Source organism: Clostridium thermosuccinogenes, from assembly GCF_002896855.1.
In the GTDB taxonomy this organism is placed as follows: Bacteria; Bacillota; Clostridia; order Acetivibrionales; family DSM-5807; genus Pseudoclostridium; species Pseudoclostridium thermosuccinogenes.
Genome location: NZ_CP021850.1, coordinates 1629682 through 1650066, shown reverse-complemented (window position 1 = coordinate 1650066; position 20385 = coordinate 1629682). Strand labels below are relative to the sequence as shown.

Annotated in this window: 16 protein-coding genes and 3 tRNA genes; 3 read left to right on the top strand and 16 right to left on the bottom strand. The window is 40.8% G+C overall.

Features of this window, described 5'->3' with window-relative positions:
- Positions 1-50: 50 nt before the first annotated feature.
- The 4 genes from spoIIM to proC all read right to left on the bottom strand — a co-directional run bounded on the left by spoIIM (position 51) and on the right by proC (position 2982).
- Positions 51-692: a stage II sporulation protein M gene (gene spoIIM / locus CDO33_RS07155; protein WP_242973914.1), complete on the bottom strand. Its 642-nt coding sequence runs from the start codon at positions 690-692 to the stop codon at positions 51-53.
- Between the two features lie 152 nt (positions 693-844).
- Positions 845-1393, bottom strand: coding sequence for an NUDIX domain-containing protein (locus CDO33_RS07150; protein WP_103081966.1), 549 nt, complete (start codon positions 1391-1393; stop codon positions 845-847).
- A gap of 254 nt (positions 1394-1647) precedes the next feature.
- A complete protein-coding gene (gene rnhA / locus CDO33_RS07145) occupies positions 1648-2091 on the bottom strand; it encodes a ribonuclease HI (RefSeq protein WP_103081967.1) in 444 nt (147 codons plus the stop codon).
- A gap of 63 nt (positions 2092-2154) precedes the next feature.
- Positions 2155-2982 carry a pyrroline-5-carboxylate reductase gene (gene proC, locus CDO33_RS07140; protein ID WP_103081968.1) on the bottom strand — a complete coding sequence of 276 codons (828 nt, stop codon included), beginning with the start codon at positions 2980-2982 and terminating at the stop codon, positions 2155-2157.
- Between the two features lie 282 nt (positions 2983-3264).
- On the opposite strand from proC, the gene CDO33_RS07135 reads away from it, so the two are divergent.
- Together CDO33_RS07135 and CDO33_RS07130 are read left to right on the top strand one after the other, a co-directional pair.
- Positions 3265-3340: transfer RNA gene (locus CDO33_RS07135), tRNA-Trp, on the top strand.
- Between the two features lie 111 nt (positions 3341-3451).
- A tRNA-Lys gene (locus CDO33_RS07130) sits at positions 3452-3527 on the top strand.
- A 221-nt stretch (positions 3528-3748) separates the two neighbouring features.
- On the opposite strand, the gene CDO33_RS07125 is transcribed toward CDO33_RS07130, so the two are convergent.
- The 10 genes from CDO33_RS07125 to CDO33_RS07080 all read right to left on the bottom strand — a co-directional run bounded on the left by CDO33_RS07125 (position 3749) and on the right by CDO33_RS07080 (position 13721).
- Entirely contained in the window at positions 3749-4840 is a 1092-nt protein-coding gene (locus CDO33_RS07125) for a ComEC/Rec2 family competence protein (protein ID WP_242973915.1), read from the bottom strand.
- A gap of 196 nt (positions 4841-5036) precedes the next feature.
- A complete protein-coding gene (locus CDO33_RS07120) occupies positions 5037-5258 on the bottom strand; it encodes a DUF3006 domain-containing protein (RefSeq protein ID WP_242973916.1) in 222 nt (73 codons plus the stop codon).
- Positions 5233-5838 carry a 3'-5' exonuclease gene (locus CDO33_RS07115; protein ID WP_103081969.1) on the bottom strand — a complete coding sequence of 202 codons (606 nt, stop codon included), beginning with the start codon at positions 5836-5838 and terminating at the stop codon, positions 5233-5235. The genes CDO33_RS07120 and CDO33_RS07115 overlap by 26 nt, the downstream gene beginning before the upstream one ends.
- A gap of 352 nt (positions 5839-6190) precedes the next feature.
- Positions 6191-7510: a Ger(x)C family spore germination protein gene (locus CDO33_RS07105; protein WP_103081971.1), complete on the bottom strand. Its 1320-nt coding sequence runs from the start codon at positions 7508-7510 to the stop codon at positions 6191-6193.
- The gene (locus CDO33_RS07100) at positions 7500-8612 is read right to left on the bottom strand and encodes a GerAB/ArcD/ProY family transporter (RefSeq protein ID WP_103081972.1); all 1113 of its coding nucleotides are present in this window, start codon (positions 8610-8612) and stop codon (positions 7500-7502) included. The genes CDO33_RS07105 and CDO33_RS07100 overlap by 11 nt, the downstream gene beginning before the upstream one ends.
- On the bottom strand, positions 8602-10662 hold the full coding sequence (locus CDO33_RS07095) for a spore germination protein (RefSeq protein WP_242973917.1): 2061 nt from the start codon (positions 10660-10662) through the stop codon (positions 8602-8604). The genes CDO33_RS07100 and CDO33_RS07095 overlap by 11 nt, the downstream gene beginning before the upstream one ends.
- Positions 10663-10940: 278 nt before the next feature.
- Positions 10941-11663, bottom strand: coding sequence for an Rv1352/Rv1906c domain-containing protein (locus tag CDO33_RS07090; RefSeq protein ID WP_103081973.1), 723 nt, complete (start codon positions 11661-11663; stop codon positions 10941-10943).
- Between the two features lie 198 nt (positions 11664-11861).
- A tRNA-Pro gene (locus CDO33_RS07085) sits at positions 11862-11939 on the bottom strand.
- Between the two features lie 376 nt (positions 11940-12315).
- Positions 12316-12489 carry a hypothetical protein gene (locus tag CDO33_RS21055; protein WP_170045778.1) on the bottom strand — a complete coding sequence of 58 codons (174 nt, stop codon included), beginning with the start codon at positions 12487-12489 and terminating at the stop codon, positions 12316-12318.
- Positions 12490-12575: 86 nt separating this feature from the next.
- Positions 12576-13721 carry an aminotransferase class V-fold PLP-dependent enzyme gene (locus CDO33_RS07080; RefSeq protein WP_103081974.1) on the bottom strand — a complete coding sequence of 382 codons (1146 nt, stop codon included), beginning with the start codon at positions 13719-13721 and terminating at the stop codon, positions 12576-12578.
- A gap of 352 nt (positions 13722-14073) precedes the next feature.
- Between CDO33_RS07080 and CDO33_RS07075 the strand changes: the two genes are divergently transcribed.
- Positions 14074-16248, top strand: a complete 2175-nt coding sequence (locus tag CDO33_RS07075; RefSeq protein ID WP_103081975.1) for a methyl-accepting chemotaxis protein — start codon at positions 14074-14076, stop codon at positions 16246-16248.
- Between the two features lie 490 nt (positions 16249-16738).
- Here the strand turns inward: CDO33_RS07075 and CDO33_RS07070 are convergent, their stop codons facing one another.
- Both CDO33_RS07070 and CDO33_RS07065 read right to left on the bottom strand, forming a co-directional pair.
- Positions 16739-18526 (bottom strand): ABC transporter ATP-binding protein, encoded by a 1788-nt coding sequence (locus tag CDO33_RS07070; protein WP_103081976.1) that lies wholly within the window; start codon positions 18524-18526, stop codon positions 16739-16741.
- Positions 18527-20275, bottom strand: coding sequence for an ABC transporter ATP-binding protein (locus CDO33_RS07065; protein ID WP_103081977.1), 1749 nt, complete (start codon positions 20273-20275; stop codon positions 18527-18529). It lies immediately after the preceding gene.
- Positions 20276-20385: the final 110 nt, after the last annotated feature.

Sequence of the window (20385 nt, the reverse complement as noted above, 5' to 3'; positions counted from 1 at the left end):
ATTATATTTTATTTTGTTTGATTTTGCATATAATTTTTTTTATTGTAAACTCATGATGTAATCATTGGCCTTATCATCCTGATAAAAACCGGAGTGACATATGCCTCCATCAAAACACCGGCAAATATAAAGCAGGTAAAAAACAGCGTAACCATGCAGTATGCTATGAAACTGGTTTTTAAATTGCCTTTGGATAAATGATGCATGGATTTTTTCTTAATGATATTCCTGGAAAAGTTTATTCCGCTAACTCCAAGAGAGATTAAACAGGGTATTATTATGAATTCCTTGGGTAAAAGAGCCAGCAGTGTAAAAACTATGCCTTTCCATCCCAACATTCCGATTATGAAACCTGAAGTGAAGCCAGTTATGAAACCCCTTATGCCAATTATTATAAAAATGAAAGGTATTCCGATTATTGTCACTCCCAGACCCCATAGCAGTCCGATAATCTTAATATTCTCCATAAATCCAAGCTTTAAAAGCTCAATATTATCAACTTTTTGATTGTCTAGAAGCTGCAGAAAGCCCTGAAAATAATATGTGAGCTCTTCCCGTTGCATGGTACTTAATCCATTTACTGTAAAAGCACCGGCAGATACTCCTACAACAAAGGTCATAAGCAGGAAGAAATACGTTTTTATATTGTTTTTTATGTGTCTTGTAAGAATACCTCGAGCTTTTGACAGCAAATACAATCCACCCCGCCACTTTGTCTGTTGATTTATTATGTACATAATGATTGTATGCTGTGAAAATAAAAAAAATTACAATACACGCTGTGTATTGTAAACTTTATGAAAATTTAATATTTAATTTATATGTATTTGAATTGGTTCAAAGCTTATATGCTGATTTCACCCTTAAGTATCTTGTCTGCAAGAAGCACTCCGATTATGGTTTTGGCGTCAGTAATCTCATGATTAAGAATCATTCCGATGAGCTTTTGCACAGGGATTTTCTCCGTTGATATGAATTCGTCTTCGTCAGCGCAGGATTCTCCTTCCTTAAGTTGGGTGGCTATGTACATGTGAAGCACCTCATTGCAGAATCCCGGTGTGCTGTGCACACTGATTACATGTTTTATTTCCCCTGCCTCCAGACCGGTTTCTTCCTTTAACTCCCTTTGGGCGCAAACTTCCGGAGCTTCCCCGGGATCCAGTTTTCCGGCAGGAAGTTCCAGTGAAGTCCTGTCTATAGGTTTCCTGTACTGCCTAACCATATACAATTCCCCGTTTTCATTCAAAGGTATAACCACCGATGCCCCCGGATGTTTCACCACATCCCTTGTAGCTTGTCTTCCGTCCGGAAGGGTCACTGTAAGCATATCCACGCTTATTATATTTCCCTTATACTTGTGCTCTCTGGAAACTGTTTTTTCTTCGTAATTCATTTTGCTACCTCCTCAATTTATATCTTCAAATTGTGTTCACAAGTTAAGCCGTTGTGCCGGCATTTTTCAGCATACGACCAGCCTAACACAACCACTCATGCTTGCAAAGTATAACCAAAAGTATGATCAATAGAAAAAATAGCATTTAAATTTTAAGTTGATAAATTAAGTTAAGTTGCACTGTCCTTTTCTTCTCGTCAGTGCCGGATAACGCTTTTCATTGGTTACTTGGCCTGCCTGTTAGTTTCACAGCTTCATTCCTTCCTGTTTCTCTTCACTTCATCCGTTGCCAGCTTGTCGCAACGGTTGTTGTATTCATTATCCGCATGCCCCTTTACCTTTATCCATGTGATTCTATGCCTTTTTGTCATTTCGTCCAATTGCTTCCAAAGCTCAATATTTTTCACTTCTTCTTTGCCTGCATTTTTCCATCCGTTGTTTTTCCACTTTTCCACCCAATTATTGTTGAAGGCATTGACCAGGTATGCGCTGTCGCTGTAAAGCTCGACTTCACACGGCTCCTTAAGCAGCTTTAGCGCCTCTATTGCAGCGGTGAGCTCCATTTTATTGTTGGTGGTGTTGTCTTCATAGCCGGATATTTCCTTCTCGTGTTCGCCGTACTTCAGTATGGCACCCCAGCCTCCGGCTCCAGGATTGCCTGAACATGCACCGTCTGTGTATATAATGACTTTTTTCATACTATCTCCGTTTTTCTCTCTTTTCTTAATAAAATTAGATATTTACACTGCATAAGCAGCAGCTTACTCATACATTTTGCCTACTTCCCTGGCCTTCTTGGTGCATTCCTCCATGGCATCCATTATTGCATACCTGAAACCGTGTTTTTCCAAGGCAGCAACAGCTTCAATCGTCGACCCGGCAGGCGAACATACCTCATCCTTCAAAATGCCAGGATGTTTTCCGGTCCTAAGCACCATTTTCGCAGATCCCGCAACTGCCTGAGCTGCCAGTTCATAGGCGAGGTTTCTCGGAATCCCCGACCGGACTGCCGCGTCAGCCATAGCTTCAATAAACATATATACATAGGCCGGGCTGCTTCCGGTTACTGCCGTAACCTCGCTCATCAGCTTTTCATCCAATACTTCCACTTTGCCCAGGCTTTCCAGAAGCATTTTCGCTGTCTTTATATCTTCCTCTCCCACCGCGCTGTCATAGGACATAAGTATCATTCCCTCACCTATCAGAGCAGGAGTGTTAGGCATCGTACGTATTATTTTCAGCCCGTCTCCCAATATTCTCCTGTAAAACTTTATAGGCAGCCCCAGAATTATCGTTATCAGAAGCTTTTTATCATCAATCAGTTCTTTTAACGGTTCCAAAACTTCCTTTGCCATGTTGGGTTTCACAGCAAGTATGATCACATCGGATTTTTCCACCAGCTCCCTATTGCAGGAAACGATGTTTACACCGTTTTCCTCCTTTAAAGCTTCCAGCTTCCGGCGATTGACATCCGACATATATATGTCTCCGGCTTTGATAAGCCCTGACGAAAGAATTCCTTTCATCATTGCGGAGCCCATATTCCCCGCTCCGATAAACCCTAATTTTATACCTAATTTTATATCCATAAACTAATCCTCCTTAAGGTCGTCATTGATTTTTATAGCAGCAAGCCGTCCTCCGGCTGTGTTTTTACATTTTATCCCGTTATGATACCTTTTTATAATATCATATATCCATCAAAAATCTATACGCAATTAGCAGGAAACGGCATAAAACAAGCTTTATTTCGTAGCAAGAGAAAGAAATAACGCATTTTTATTATCTATTCCCATTTATCTTTAAATTAAATATTAAAAAAACCATTGACAAACAAGCTTCGGGTATTGTATATTATAATAGTCGCTCGTAGGGGAGTAGCTCAATTGGTAGAGTAGCGGTCTCCAAAACCGTCGGCTGCGGGTTCAAGTCCTGTCTCCCCTGCCACAATATTATAAGAGTCGTACTTCTTTGAAATGAAGACTTCGGCTCTTATATTAAAATACAATTTGGACAGGTTTGTCCAAATTCTCTTGGACAAGTCTAAAGAAGGCATTTGCGCCATTAGCTCAGTTGGTAGAGCACCTGACTCTTAATCAGGGTGTCCCGGGTTCGAGTCCCTGATGGCGCACCAATAAAAAACCGTCAATCTCATAGATTGACGGTTTTTTATTGAAATTGAGGGATATAAAATATTCTTTAAAATAAATATCCGTGAAGCTGGTTTAAGGCCCCACGGATAAGGAAAACTTGATGTGTACCTTTTAAAAGAACCGATTATGCCAGTATAAATGCTCCTCGAGATTGCATTATTTCGAAATCAGACCCCGGATACAGATTATAATATTTTAACATCTATCCTTTTTCCGGATAGGTGTAGTCTCCCGGTTTGGTGCTGAAGGTTATATTTCTGCCGTCACTTTCAACTACCACAGTACCGTTCTGATCCGTCCTGTAGACCTTAATCCCCTTATTTTTAAGTCGTTCCATGACTTCTTTGTGGGGGTGTCCGTATTCATTGTCCTTTCCCGTCATAATGACGGCATATTCCGGATCAACTTCTTCCAAAAACTCCGGTGTAGTGGATGAACTGCTCCCGTGGTGCCCTACTTTTAGGACATCTGCTTTCAAATCATAACCTTTTTGGAGCATCTCCTCCTCCGATACATCTTCAGCATCGCCGGCAAAGAGAAAAGAAGTCTCTACAAAGGTGAGCTTAACTACTGCGGAATAGTTGTTCAGATCCTTATATTCGCCGCTGTTGGGGGCAAGAAACAAGGACTCAATCCGGGAATCAATGGCAATATCCCTTCCGCCTTCAGCAGTGTTTATCTTGAGGCCCTTATCCTTGACCGCTGCCAGGACATCCTCAAAGGTTTTTGTCGCATTCACAGCTTTGGGCATATAAATTTTCCCTATATCAAAATTCCTGATGACCGTATCCAGCCCGCCTATATGATCTTCATGGGGATGAGTGCCAACTGCAACATCAATCCTGCTTATGCCCTGATTTCTCAAGTACTCCACCACATCATCACCATCGTTATTGTTGCCTGCATCAATGAGCATAACCTTTTTGCCCGGCGTTATTATCAATATGCTGTCAGCCTGGCCTACATCTATATAATGGATAATGAGCTTTCCATCTTTTGCCGGTGCTGCCTTACCACCGCCGTAATCCGCACCCGTTTCATCCTTACCGGGTATGACCTCATCTTCTTGATTTCGAGGGGGACCCCCGGCTTCATCCCCTCCGGTTTTCATACCGTCATCAGGCTGTATTGCTCCTTCCGCAGTCTTTCCTGTGTTATTTCCCACATCAGGCTCACGGTAGGATAAGTCTGAATTCAGTAAGCCAAATCCAATTAGAAAAACAAGCGCACTGTAAACCAGGGTCGCCAGGGTCATTTTCCAGCGGTTTTTGCTCCTGTAACCAGGTAGTTTCAATTGCGTCATCCTCTCAAAATGTGTTTTTAGTATAGTCAAAGGTTAATACATACTACAACATGATAAACAAGCCAGGTAGAAGAATCAATGCTTCAAAAATGTAATAGTTGTATACCCGTTACACTTGTGGTAAAAAACTCCACCAGGAAAAATATATGCTCCTATGCCATGTAGCAGACTGAAGAATACACAATAATCATTCCCAGACATCTTCTGCCAGTTTCAGAATCCTTTCCCGCCTTCTCTTTGTCTCTTCCTCGTCAATTGTGATGGTTTCACCATTGAAGGAAAGCACATCTCCTTCCCTGGCAGAATCGGGGATTCTCTCTTTTTCTATATTTATCATCCTTCCGTCCTCGCCTTCACATACGGCAAATCTTCCTTCAAACCTGTCAATTACGACCAGCAGACGGATCACCTCCGATAAGTCCTTTTTTCGCTTTATTCTGTGGTGCTACAACCTGAGTGTCCAGTTTATCATATATCCGCTTAAATATTTCAGCTGTATACAAAGCATCAATGTCTGCCCTGTGAAGTTCATCCCTTATGGGTATTTCCAGCCTCTCCAAAGCGCTCTTGAGGCTGAATGAATGGCCTGCCGGCAGACCACTTATCCTTGAAAACTGTTTCTGGATATCTATGCTTCCCCTTATCCATTTGGAGCCGATACGCTGAAATTCACAATTAGACTTAAGATGATGCATATCATCATGTCCCCAACTGCATAATATATAATCCTTTCCAATCCATTGACGAAATCGTGTGATCACACTTTTGAAATCCTCCGCATTATTGACGTCCGCTTGAGTTATATGGGTTTTGTTTTTAACTACGGAAAACAGTTTTTTATATAATTTGGGTTTCACAAAGGATTGAAATGTGCCCAGCACATCCAGATCCTCATTTAATTTTACCGCACCGATTTCTATTATTTCGTTAGGGTGCCGGTTTTTGAAAGGCTTGCTGTTCAATTCCAGATCAAAAATTATGTAATTCACTGACACTTTCCTTTCTGTTTTGCTATCATAATATAATTATAACAATAAAGCAGGTACTACACATCTTGTTTTGCAATACCTGCCTAAATATTTAGCGTTATGGCCAGAGAACCGGGGATAAGGCCTTATAAGGCACTCTTTTTTAAGGCTTTTATTGTATTGAATTTGCCATATCAACTTCCCTTGAAGAAAAGCGTATATATCGGTAGTATAATAATCGCCGCTGCTAACAGGATTATCATTAATGAACCAAAACGATTCTTGTCTTTCCACGTCCATATGCCATAACTCAGCGTGTACACAAAACACCACGCCAGTATAATTATTATGATGAATAAGGCAAATCCATTGATCATTTCCCCTCAGCACCTTCCGATGAAATAATTGGTATGGACTTTACCGTAAGTCCTGGTCTTCTTATCACCAGATCCACTTCTACACTAAAAGAGGTATCTTTATATTTTTGCAGCCATCCGAATTTTTCCCACTCTTCCCATGTAGCAAATTTTCCAGCTATTTTGTTACCAAATCCGAATATATCGGTATTGAATTCTTTTGAAGTCTTATATAACAAGGACTCAATCTCCCTTTTTATATATTTCTCACATTCCTTTTCCAGAATACTTGCTTTTTCCGGCTCCTGGTAGTCCATTTCACTCCCTATTGCAGAAATATCAGCCTCCAGCAGTATTTTAACGCCAATCAAAGGCTTGCCATCAACGATTTCCACACTGTGGACAGGATTTCTGCTCTTTTTCACGTTCAGGACAACATAATTATTGCTGTCATGGGGGTCCTGTAAGGTAATATTGTTATATCTAAGTTCACCGGTTACCATCATATAAAATATCGTTTCCAGTCCGCTTAATTCTCCAATCATCTTGCCACCTCTGAATACCGCCAGCCCCCTAACTTCCGCTTTGTTTTTGGCTGCCCTCGGTATTTCTCCCGCTTTATACTCCAAGTGATTAATATTGTTATCTTCTCCCATGCTTGCATCATCTTTGGGAATCTTAAAATCAGCAGAGGTCTCATATCGGTTAATTCCAGCCAGCGTCACCACAGGTTGAGCTCCAAGAGATCTGGATGCTGCTGAAAAACTATGGAGTTGTGTGTTTGCCGTAGCCCCTACGCGTTCATGGACCAATACCCCCTGTTCGTAATATTTGGCCGTATTGGTTGACAATTGCGGGGTAACAGCTTTCAGGAATTCTTCCGCACTGCTTCTGGTGACATATACAGCTGTATTGGGCCTTAGTTGCCTCATGCTGGAAAGCCTGACTATATAATTTCCTATGCCTTCCCGAGCCATTTCCTCTGAAAATACGATTATCTTCGTATGGGAGAGGTTTATCTGCTTGCTAACTATATTGTTGGCCATACTTATTCCGGTTAATATGGACGGCGCATCAATGGTCAAGTTATATACGGTTTTATTTTCTTCGCTTTCTCCTCCGCCGCCTCCGCCGCCTCCACCTTCTCCTCCTGTGCCCATGGCCAGGGGCAGCGCAAACTGCAATGTGACCTTGACCATATCCACAGTCCCTTTATCAACACCTATGGCAATTACATAAGCAAGGTCATCCACTTCTATGCTGTCATAGCATCCGCTGAGCATGAAGATTAAAAAAAACGTCAATAAAAGAAAGCCAAGTACTCTTCTACCTTTCACTGCACTCTACCGCTCCTTTCACCGTCCTTTTTCTAATCCGTGCAATTAATAGAACCATAATGGGCAATCCAAAGCTTATAAACGCAAAATAGTTTTTGGAGAACTGGGTTTCCAATTTTATGGTCTCCATCAAGCTGGGAGGTAAAAGGCTGATATTAAAAACCAGTATTGCAAAAGGTATAATCAGCGGCTTTTGGTATTTGAGCCTCAAAATTTTTGCGAATAAGTGAATTGCCAGATAAAAGGTGGCACTCAGATGAAGGAGCGCTCCTGCCGCCCATATGAAAACAAACATGGACTCAATTCTTTGAAAGAATCTTCCTATGTTTATAAGCCTCGCCAACTGGTAGATCGGAAGAAAGTTTTCCAAGGCTATAGGATAAGGATATACCAGAGCATAAACCAAGGTGCTGGTAATTAAAGCAAAACAGGACGCTCCCAATACGGAATAGCCTACTCTTTTCATATTTTTATTGGTCTTTATATATGGAGTTATCAGAAACAGCATTTCAAATAAAGAAAACATTGACAGCTGAGGGATGCTGTTGGCCGCAATAGCATTCACCCCATGCCCGAGCAAGGGATATAGATTATTAAATCTATAGTAGGGTATAACCCCCAAAATTATTATCAGATATCCTGCTACAATTACCGGGGTCAGAATAGCGGCTATTCTAACGATGGGCTCCAGTCCGAAATATGCCGCTGCAATCATTCCGGCAATAAATAAAATCAGCATGAAGCTTATGGGCGACATGGCAAAGGATATGGTTTTCATATCCTCACCAAACTCCCGCAGCATTATGGAGGCTGTAAATATCAGATACGCTATGAGCACTCCTCCTACGATGAGCTTTCCTACAGAACCCATGGCTCTATCAGCTATATCTATCAGGTCCATCCCCTCAAAAGGCTCATATAGCCTGGTTATGATGTAAAAAAGTATGAATGCCAGCACTGTTGTAACCAATACCAGTATCCATCCTGCATTACCGACAATTTCTTCAATCACTCTAGGGAAATTCAGAAAAATTTTAGCTCCGATTAAAATTATAAGTAAGCAATTAGCTTCCCATCTACCAAAAACAGTCTCATTCTTCATCTTTCTTTTCCCCCTTTTTACCCTTTAAAGTCCATTCCCTGCTAATATGAGGCTGTCTCCTTACTTCTTTTGCATTGAGATAATCCGGCCTGAATTCCTGCTTCCATATGGGTCCTCTGGTTATTGTGTCTGAAAATGTCCTGATTGTCTTTGGTCCAAAAGGCGTCAGGAACGGTACTCCGAAAGACTTGGATGCAGCGACCATAATCCCCTGTATGAAAAGCCCTACTGTTACTCCTAAAAATCCCGCCATTGCTCCCAATATTATGTATATAAAGCGGTTTATCCTGAAGGAAAAAGCCATGGAAAAATTGGGAACTGCAAAGGAGCCTATGCCCGTAACCGCTACTATTATAATCAGTATAGGACTTACGATATTGGCGGCAACAGCTGCCTGTCCTAAAATCAATGCACCGATTATTCCTATTGTGGTCCCTATAATACCCGGTATCCTCAAACCTGCTTCTCGTATCAGTTCAAAAGCTATTTCCATTATCAAAATCTCCAGCACTGAAGGAAAAGGAACCGTCTCCCTTGAAGCGGCTATAGCAAAGAGCAGGTCGGTAGGTATCATCTCCTGATGAAAATTCGTGATAGCGACATATATTCCGGGAAGCAGCAGTGAAAGCAGCATGGCAATAACTCTCAATAATCTGAGCAAATTGCTGTATGGAAACCTTAGGTAGGCATCCTCCGGGGTCTGCATTAAAGTAGCCAGTGTAGCCGGCATTGCCAGCACATAAGGGCTGCCGCTTACTATTACGGCTACCTTGCCTTCCGCAAGCATGGAGCATATCCTGTCGGGTCTTTCTGTGGATACAATTTGAGGTATGGTAGAGAAAGTGCTGTCTTCTATCATCTGCTCCAGCTCTCCGGAATCCAGAATATAGTCGGTTTTTATACTTTTTATTCTTCTTCTCACTTCATTTACCAGGGAATCATTGGCTATGTCCTTTATATAAAGCATTGCGCAGGGAGTTTTGCTCCTTCTGCCCACCTGTATATTTTCTACTATCAGGTTCTCGTCCTTTAACATTCTGCGGACCAAAGAAGTATTTGCTCTGATTTGTTCTGTAAAGCCTTCCTGTGGGCCCCGGATGACCATCTCGCTCACCGGCCTGTCGACGCCTCTGTGCTCCCATCCCTTTACATCAGCGACAAACACTATCTTCATTCCGTCGATAAACAGCGCACAGCTCCCATAATTTATATCCCCTATGACTTCGCTGTACCTTCCGGATTTTTTTAACTGAAGATGAGGCAGAATATGGCTTTCCACATACTCCTCAATGCCGTTCTCATCCGACTTTATATCCATGTTGGACAGCAGCATGAGAGGCTTTAGAATTGCATCATCTATCAGCTTGCTGTTCACCATTCCGTCTATGAATATTAAAAATGCGGGAATGACCTTATCCTTGACATTGATGTCAAATTCTCTGATAACAATGTCGCTGTTTACCGGCACATTGTATACTTTTTTCATATATCTAAGGTTTGCAGTTATATCACCGACTATTTCAGTATCTTCCTTCTCTTCGTTTTCCTCCTCGCTCTTGGTGCTTTTTTTATCCGTATCTCCTGTTTTGGCTTGCTTTTTCTGGTCTTGCTCGGCGCCTTTCGCTTTATCTTTATCCCCATCTGCCGATTGACCCTGGTCATCTCCTTGTCCTTTATCCTTTGATTGTCTCTTGTCTTTTGAATGTTCCTCCTCCCTTGACTGTCCTGAAGTCTGTTCCTGCGTCTGCTTTTCTCCCTGGTCCTTTCCACTGTCGGGTTCATCGCCTTTTCCGGATCTATTTGCCATAATCTCGGACAGTTCAACAGGCTTTTTTAAAACTGACCGGCTTCTATCCCTTTTATTCCGTTCTTTTTTTCTGGCTTGCTCGAATATCTGAATAGCTTCCTCATCGCTGCCGGATTGGGCATCATCAAAGGATTCTCTGTATTTGCTCATCTCATCTTCTTTCTCTTTTAAAATAAACTGCTCCTTTTCCTCCGGCTCACTAAAAAGCAGCAGGCTTTTAATTATTTTTTTCAGATCCTTCAAAAGCTTCACTCCTTGAAATAAGCTTCACAAGCATGATTCTTTATTATTTCCTTTTTATTTCTGTCTATGAATATCATGTATGTATATTATTAGTTGCTCAAAGAAAGAATATGCGGTAAATTTCCTTAAAGGTATGCCAATGCGTGGGACAATGACAGATACCCGTTGTCATAAAGCTCTGTTAGAATACTGTTACATTTTGGAATGATCAGCAAAAGGCAAGAGGGCTTATAAAGCCCTCTTAAACGATATTTGAAATCCGGATTTAATTATCAATTTTATTTCTGTATATAGCAGCTCACCAGCTTGATATATTGTCCATCCTTTATAGTAATATATTTTTCAGTGGTAAAGTTGTCATTGGATATGATTGAATCCAATACTCCTCTGGAATCCTTGGACACTTCAATGTAGGAGCCCAGCTCTCCCTCCGGTATAACCTTATACTCTCCTGCCGGAATGTCTCTGCCGACTTTATACATTCCCTCTTTATATCTCCCGTTTTCCGGCTGCAAAACAGGAGCTGAAGCCACCGGATACATTTTGGAGTCCCTGAACTCGATATATTGGTTTTCACCTACGGTAACATACCTGGAACCATAAAAATTGTCATTGGCTATTATGCTCTCCAATGTACCGCTGCTATCCTTTGTCACCTGGAAATATGACATAATTGGCGAATCATTTATAAGCAGGTACTCTCCTGCTGCTATATCTGTTCCAGCCTTATACATGCCCGCACGAATATACTCAGGCTGCTTGTCTTGTTCTTTTTTGCTCTGGGCATCAGGAGATTGCTCCACCGTATCTTCTGCTTGTCTGTTGTCTTCGGTTATGTTGTTTGTATCTTCCTTTGCTGTCGTGGTGTTCGCGTTATTTCCGACATTGTTGTTTCCATCCTGGTTGCTATCCCTGTTGCAGCTTCCAATGGCAATAATCAGAATTGCGACAATTGCCCAAAGCCACCATTTTTTATAAATAGGCTTTCCATCCTTTGCCATACAATAGCCTCCTTATGATCTTTGGACATATTATGTGCACAACTGGCAGTTTCTAATACAGCAAACGATTTTGGAAAGCTTCCTGACATTTATTATAAGATTGATGAATAAATTTCTCATCAAGCATGATGATGGATAAATAGTGGATTTTAAGCAAAAAAATGAAGGGTTGCTGATATGCAAACCCTTCATTTTTAATGGTCGGAGTGACCTGACTTGAACAGGCGACCTCTTGCACCCCAAGCAAGCACTCTAGCCAAACTGAGCTACACCCCGCCGACAGGAATTGATTATAGCACAAAAAAAGCAGGTTGTAAATACACATTTTAAAAATATTTTTGAATCCTACAGGTAATTTGCATTTTTTAGGCACAGGATTTTCATGAAAAGCTATAAATATAGTCAAGAATTGGGCTGCTTACACACAACAGGCCAGTTCAGCAGTGTTGCTGACCGGCCTGATATATAAACAAGGGGGCACCTTGATGGTTATATGGTACAACATAAGTTTGAACATTGTTTAAAGTAATTATTAATAAATTGTGAATTTTATCATGTTCATCATTAAAAAAATTAATTTGCATATTAATTCGATAGTAAAAAAAGGGTCACAGTGTATATTCTGTGCCCGAATTTTTGTCATCCTGTTTCTCTATTTTTTCCCGGTGATCACCATATAGACAATGTAAGCTGCAATTATGATTATAGCAATTGGCAGCAAAGTCCTTATAGCAAATTTCAGCAACGATACTGCTACGATAAACAGCAATATCAATATACCTACCGTTATAACTGACTTTATTATATTATTATTATTATTGTTCATGTAAAATTTCCCCCTTTGTAATTTTATTAATTAATACGGCGTATATCCATTTATGTCTGATTTTTTTACACATTGCTCTGTAAAAATTAAAGCTTGACGGATATTTCCCTTAATGCTTCCAGCGTCAGATCAACCTCCTCTACCGTGTTGAAGCATCCCGGACTAAACCTTACAATTCCCTGTTTTAACGTGCCTAATGTCTCATGAGCCAAAGGGGAGCAATGAAGCCCCGGCCTGGTAGCTATGCCATAAATGCTGTCCAATACATTGCTGATTTCAGAAGAATCGGTATTTTCAAAATTAATAGCAGCTATGCCCGAATTATTTTCCATGCTTTTTTTACTATATATTTTCACATTCTTTATTTCCTCCAGTCCTTCAAAAAACCTGGAAAGTATCATATGCTTATACAGCCTTATATTGTTGAGTCCAAAGCTGTTTATAAATTCCACTCCAGCACCTAGTCCCACAATGCCAGGTGTGTTCAAAGTACCGCTTTCCAGGAAATCGGGCATTATTTCCGGTTGATAAGTGTTCTCTGAGTTGCTGCCGGTACCACCTTCCATGAAGGATCTTAAGCGAACATCATCCGCCACATAAAGTCCGCCGGTTCCCTGGGGACCCAGAAGTCCCTTATGCCCAGGAAAAGCAAGCATATCAATGTTCATCTCTTCCACATCCACAGGAATCGAACCAGCGCCTTGGGCTGCATCCACCAGAAAAAGCACACCATGCTCCCGGGCTATTCTGCCGATTTCCCCTACCGGCATGATAATTCCGTTGACATTGGAAGAGAGAGTGCAGACTATAAGCTTTGTATTCTTTTTTATACTGTTTTTCACATCATGGGGATCCACCTCCCCATATTCATTTCCCTTTACAATCGTCAATTCTATACCGGCATATTTCTCTAAGGTTTTGAGCGGTCTGATCACCGAATTATGCTCCATACAGGTAGTTATAATATGATCTCCGGGGTTGATGATGCCTTTAATGGCTATATTTATAGCTTCAGTAGTGTTTTTGGTAAAGCATAGATGCATGGGATTTTTAATATTAAAAAATCGTGCCAAAAGCTCTCTCACATTAATGACTGCCCTGCCTGAAGCAATGGACATGGCATGACCTCCGCGACCCGGATTTGCACAATATTCTCTCATGCACCTGTTGATATCATCATAAACTTTCTCCGGCTTTGGCCAGGATGTTGCTGCATTATCCAGATAAATCATTTTCCAACCTCATTTCATATGTCTAAGTTACCTTATATTCCCCATATAATCTAAATATGCCAACCTGAGAAAATATGTTATGATATTTTTTCTTTCCTCTACACCCACAAGCTCATGACGAAAAAGTGCCGGTGCGGTAAATCATGCCTTAAAAAGCTTTCCTGCACTTAACTGTGCTCTCTAATTTCAAAAGGCTGATCCGGACAGGTCATCAAATTTGTAATAATTTTCATTATTAAGAAGGATTATAATATCTTATGTCGAATACTAATCATAAATAACATTTTAGAAAAATTTACATACAACAACGACACTGGAAGCATATAACAATATCTTTTTCAGGAGGAATGTTATGAAACTATCTAAACCTAGTTTTACCCCAAAATTCTCATCTTTTGCCAATTCTCTAAAGAATATTAAAATATTTAATATGTTTAGAGAACTTGTGGACAATCTGTCGGTAAATTCATTAAGAAAGGTGCGCATAAATTATAGACTAATAGCCTCCTTTCTCATATTGTCGCTATTGCCGATTCTAATTGTGGGAACCGTATCTATAAATCGATCTTCAAAGGCTATGGAGGAGAATGTAAGCAGATACTCCATAGAAATTGCAAAACAGCTCGGAGCTCAAATATCATCGCAGCTAAAAGTATTTTCGGACACGCTTCTGGAGGTCTCTGTATCTTCTCAGGTTAAAAATTATGTAGACAGCTTAAATGCTGACAGCGATATGCTGATGAAGATGGAGACATCCAAGGAACTGGAGCGTTATCTGCTTACCAAGTCGATGACATCAAAGATTGAAGAAATCGGTTTTATACCCGATGCAGCGGACAGGGGGTTCGGCAATAAAAACGTTATTGTAAAAGACAATCAAGATGGAATATATAAGAAAATCATGGCTTCCGACAGCAAAGGCGAATGGATATACATGGAAACCAGCGAAAAAAACGAAAGCAACCCAAGCTCTCCTACTACTGAGTTAAAAGTGCCTGTCCTTTTCAGGTCTGCAAGGAATACTTTAAGCGCAAAAAACATAGGTGTCATATATTTACTGCCGGAAAAAAATACTTTCACCAGCTTAGTTACCGGTATTAAACTTGATGAAGCCGGTGAAGGCAAAGTGTATGTTGCGGATAGCCAAAACATAATAGTCGGATCCAACAGCAGCGAATTGATGGGCGAAAAAGTGCCAGAAGAAATTACCAAGAAATTGGATTCCGAATATTTTTCTGATAATGCTTCACCAGCAGGTTATTTCCAGGTCAATATAGACGGTAAAAACTGCCTGGTAAGCTATAGCATCATTGAAGAATACGGCTGGAAACTGATAACCACAGTACCCTTCGCGAATTTGATGGAAAAAACCAAAACCATTGGTACCACAGTTGCTACTTTGGGCGTTATCTGCTTCATATTTGCCCTTTTGATATCCTACATGGTAACACGGAGTGTTTCCATGCCCCTGGGACAAATAAACAATGCTGTAGAATCTTTAAAACAGGGAGATTTTACTCAGCAGCTCAATGTAAGGTTCAAGGATGAAATCTCAGTTCTGTCCCTGAATTTTAACAGCATGATATCCAATGTAAGAGAGATGATTAAGGATGTTAAGAAAATAACCCATGAGGTTGTTACCGGTTCGGAAAAAATAGAAAATCATTCAATGCAGTCTCTAAGCGCATCCGAACAGATAGCAGAAGCCATAGGTGAAATAGCCGCAGGATCATCGGAACAGGCTCTGGAATCCCAAAAGGGTAAAGAGAATATTGATGTGCTTGCAGAGAAGCTCAACCATGTAGTTAAAAGCACTTCTTCCGTACAAGCGGCCACAAGCAAGACAAGAGACCTGTGTGAAAATTCCATGGATGTGGTAAATTATCTGAATACCAGTGCCAGAGAAACAAACATGGCTGCTGAAACAATAGTAAGAGAAATAAATGATCTCAATAATGATATGAAACAGATAAACAACATAATGAAAGTGATCTTTAAGATTGCGGATCAGACAAATCTCCTGGCGCTTAATGCGGCAATAGAAGCTGCAAGGGCAGGAGAAGCAGGTAAAGGATTTGCCGTGGTAGCCGATGAGGTTAAAAAGCTGGCTGAGCAGTCCAAAAATGCATCTTTGTCCATAAGCGATATAATAACAAAAATTATGAAAAAGACAGCTCAAGTGGTAGATGCAGCCCATACCGCATCTGATTACATACAAAAGCAAATGGGTGCGGTAAAGCAAACTGATGATGCATTCAAGTCGATAGTATCAGCCACAGAAGAAATTGCTGAACAACTGGAAAGCATGAACGAGCAAATAAAATCCATGGATGAAATTAAAAACAAAGCCGTTGCTTCCATGGAAAGCATAGCCGGAATATCCCAGTCCGCTGCTGCTGCAACGGAAGAGGTAAATGCCACAACAGAAGAACAGATAGCATCAGCAAACCAGTTGGCTGACCTCGCAAAGGATCTGAACGACCTGGCATCCGCTTTGGAACAGTCGGCTATCAAGTTTAAGGTATAACGGTTGAAGTTAGTCAGAAATACACTTTAGACCGCATATTGAAAACAATGAATGAAGTTTGGATAAAAAATGAAGCTGGAAAAAACCAGCTTCATTTTTTTGGGAATGAAAAGAATTGCTACGCCTTTATTTTCTTCTTATTGGTGACCAGTATTCTATTTTATTATAATCGAAATATACTTCCATTTCTGGACCGTTGTCATGTTCAAATAAACTATTGTTAGGCAGCCCTTCGTTCCAGTCATACATTCACATTCCATTAATGCATCATATCATTACCATCACTTGAAAAGATTGCCCATTCGTATGACTAACTTCATATAGCTTAACTTTATATACTTCATATTTTCCCTATTTTAAGCATATGATTTTTCAAATAAATAAAGGCATTCTCCTTTTATGTTGATGGTTGCTTTTCGCTTCCACTTTACACTGGGAAAATGCCTTTATGAATTGTGTGAGAAATATTATTTATTAGCCTTATTGATTTCTACACCGCAGCTTCAAGGAATTTGAACTGAGCAGTGTACAGTTTCCAGTAGGCACCCTTTTTAGCTATAAGCTCATCATGAGTACCCTGCTCCACTATTCCACGATTATCGATGTACATTATCCTGGTGGAGTTTTTAATCGTAGACAGCCTGTGGGCGATAACAAAGGATGTCCTTCCTTTAAGGAGTCTTTCCAAACCTTCCTGCAAAGCCATTTCCGTTTCCGTGTCTATACTGGAGGTCGCTTCATCCAATATAAGTATCTTCGGATTTGCCAGGAGGGCTCTTGCAAAAGATATCAGCTGCCTTTGCCCAACCGAAAGCCTGGAGCCTCTTTCATTAACCTGGGTATAATAACCGTCCTTCAATTTTATGATAAAATCATGGGCTTTAACCGCTTTTGCGGCTTCCATAACTTCCTCATCGGTAGCATCCAGTTTACCATACCTTATATTGTCCATTATGGTACCGGAGAAAATGAAAGTATCCTGCAGCATGACTCCCATTTGCTTTCTCAGTGACTCCAACGTCACGGTTCTAATGTCAATACCATCGATCAGCACCTGTCCGCCACTTATATCGTAGAATCTGCTGAGCAGATTTATGGTGGTGGTCTTTCCTGCTCCGGTCGGTCCTACCAAAGCAATGGTATCCCCTTTATTGACTTTGAAACTCATATTTTCCAGAATCAGATTGCCGTCCTCTTCATATTTGAAGCTCACATTTTTGAACTCCACATCGCCCTCTATAACCGGCATCTCAGTTGCACCGGGAAGGTTTTCCACTATAAGCTTTTCATCTATGGTTTCGAAAATTCTTTCCATATAGGCCATAGCGTTTATTATCTGGTTATAGAAGTTGCCAAGGTTTGATATCGGTGCCCAGAATCGGGATATATAGCTGGTAAATGCTATCAAGGCACCAACAGTTATGCTTTCTCCAATCCAGGAAACTCCTATCAGATAAACCGCTGCTGTGCCCATTATCGAAATCATTTCAACGGTCGGCCATAAAAGCATGGATACCCTTTGAGCGCTCATCCATGCACTTCTGTAGGCGTTGCTGAGGTTCCTGAAAATGCCTGCATTAACTTCCTCCCTTACAAAGGATTGGGTAACTTTTATTCCTGCAATATTCTCATGTATGTAGGCATTCATATTGGAGGATTTCCTGCTGACGGCCTGCCATCTTTTGCGCTGGGTGGTCTTAATGGTCATTATCGCTATAGCCAGCAACGGCAGTCCAATCATGCATATGAGAGTCAGACGGGCATCCACTATAAACATGAACACCAAAATAACCAACAAGCTAAAAAGGTCGGTCAGCAGATTGACAATACCGTTAGACAGCAAGTCGCTAAGGGAGTTTACATAGTTTACTACCCTTACCAGTATCTTTCCATGAGGTCTGCTGTCGAAATACGAGAAGGGAAGCTTCTGGATATGGGTAAAAATATCCCTCCTGATGTTCAGAATGATGCTTTGACCCACATTGGTCATTTCCCGAATTCTCCATTTCTGGCAGACAGCATTAACAAGCAAGGTCAGCACAAATATCACCGACAGGAGTATAAGTCCTTTAACATTCTTCTTGGGTATTTCACTGTCTATGGCTATTTTAGTCAGGTATGGCCCAAGTAGATTTGCTATGCTTGCGACAAACATCAGTATAACAGTTATGATGATTTTGCTTTTATATGGCTTTACGTACTTCATTAATCGTATTATATGCTTCACATTAAATGGGGTCTCAAGTTCCTCATCTACATCATACTTATTTCTGGCCATTTATACCACCTCCCTGGAAATAGCTTCATCAAAGTCACCATATTGGTTCATATATACTTTATAGTAATATCCTTTTTGCTTTATGAGTTCGTCATGTTTTCCTCTCTCAATAATCCTTCCCTTTTCCAAAACCAATATCAAATCGGCATTTTTAACCGATGATATCCTGTGAGCTATAATAAACGTTGTTCTGTTCTGAGAAATGGACTTGAGCGTCTTCTGTATCTTATGCTCGGTCTCCATATCCACGCTGGATGTGGTATCATCGAGAATAAGAATGGAAGGATCCTTCAAAATAGCTCTTGCTAAGGCCAGTCTCTGTCTCTGCCCTCCGGACAGGCCCACTCCTCGCTCACCAATTATTGTGTCATATCCTTCAGGAAGCTTTGTTATAAAATTATGCGCATCTGCAGCCTCAGCGGCGGCTATTACCTGCTCCATATCGGCATCGGGAATTCCGTAAGCTATATTGCCTTCAATGGTATCTGAAAACAGGAAAATATCCTGCATCGCAACAGAAATATTCTTTCTCAGAAGTTTAAGGTCGATATCCTTCACGTTTATACCATCAACTAAAACAGCACCATCCGTGCAATCATAATATCTGCCTATCAAGCTTATCAGCGTCGATTTTCCGGAACCTGTAGGACCTACTATTGCGACGGTCTGCCCAGGATATGCTTTGAAGCTTATATCCTTCAGAACCTCCTCGTCCCCATAGCTGAAGCTTACATTTCTAAATTCTACAGCTCCGTCTATACGGTCTTTCTTTACAACGTGCTCTGAATTTTTGATTTTTGGTTCTGTTTTCAATACTGCCAGTATCTTTTCTCCGGAGGTCGAAAACCTCTGGTAGTCATTTACTATCGTACCCAGCATACGCATGGGACCGTTCATCATCCATATGCATCCGTTAAAGGTGACAAGCTCGCCGATGGAAATAACATCGCTGATCACCAGAATGCCGCCCACAAGGATTACCAGCACGGTTAGCGAACCTGCAATAAGCTCCAGGATCGGCAGATACTTTTCATGCACTTTTGCAATATCCAGGTTTCTATTTCTGTATTCATTATTTTCCCTGTCAAATTTCTCGATTTCATAATCTTCTTTTGTAAAGGCTTTAACTACCCTGTTGCCGCTGATATTTTCCTGGACAACGGTATTCAATCGCGAAAACTGCTCCCTTACGGCAAAAAAGGCAGGTCTTATCGTCCTGGACATTTTGTTTGCGAAAAAGGCAGTTAAAGGGGTTAATACCAGCAGCATAAGGGTAAGCCTTAAGCTTATCATGGACATGGAAATCAGGGCATATATGAATATGGCTCCATTCTCAAACGTAGCATATATCACCCATGCAATAAAGTGCCTCATCATGTCCGTATCGCCTGTCATTCGTGCCATCAGGTCCCCGGTTCTGTTTTTGTCGAAAAATCCAAAATCGAGCTCCTGAAGTTTGCGGAAAATATTCATTCTGATATTATGTACTACTTTCTGGGAGACGGATTCAAAGTTCAACTGATAGCAATACTTCAGCATGGATCTTACCAACGTTGCCCCTATCATAAGCAATACGAGGTTTAATAAAATATCAGTTTTTCCGCCATAGATGACATCATCCACGATTCTCCCTGAAATATAGGGGTTAACCAGATGAAAGGAGGAAACTGCGACAACCATAACCAGTCCCAATAACATTCGCAGTCTATACCCTTTCAGATTGCTCCACAACCATTTAAAAACTTCCATTTTCTCCTCCTCCAAGTAAAAAAGCAGGTTTTCTAAAAGTGATTATAAACAAGCAAAACTACCCATTCTATCGACAGCAAACTCCTTTTAAGAAGCAAACACTTGCATCC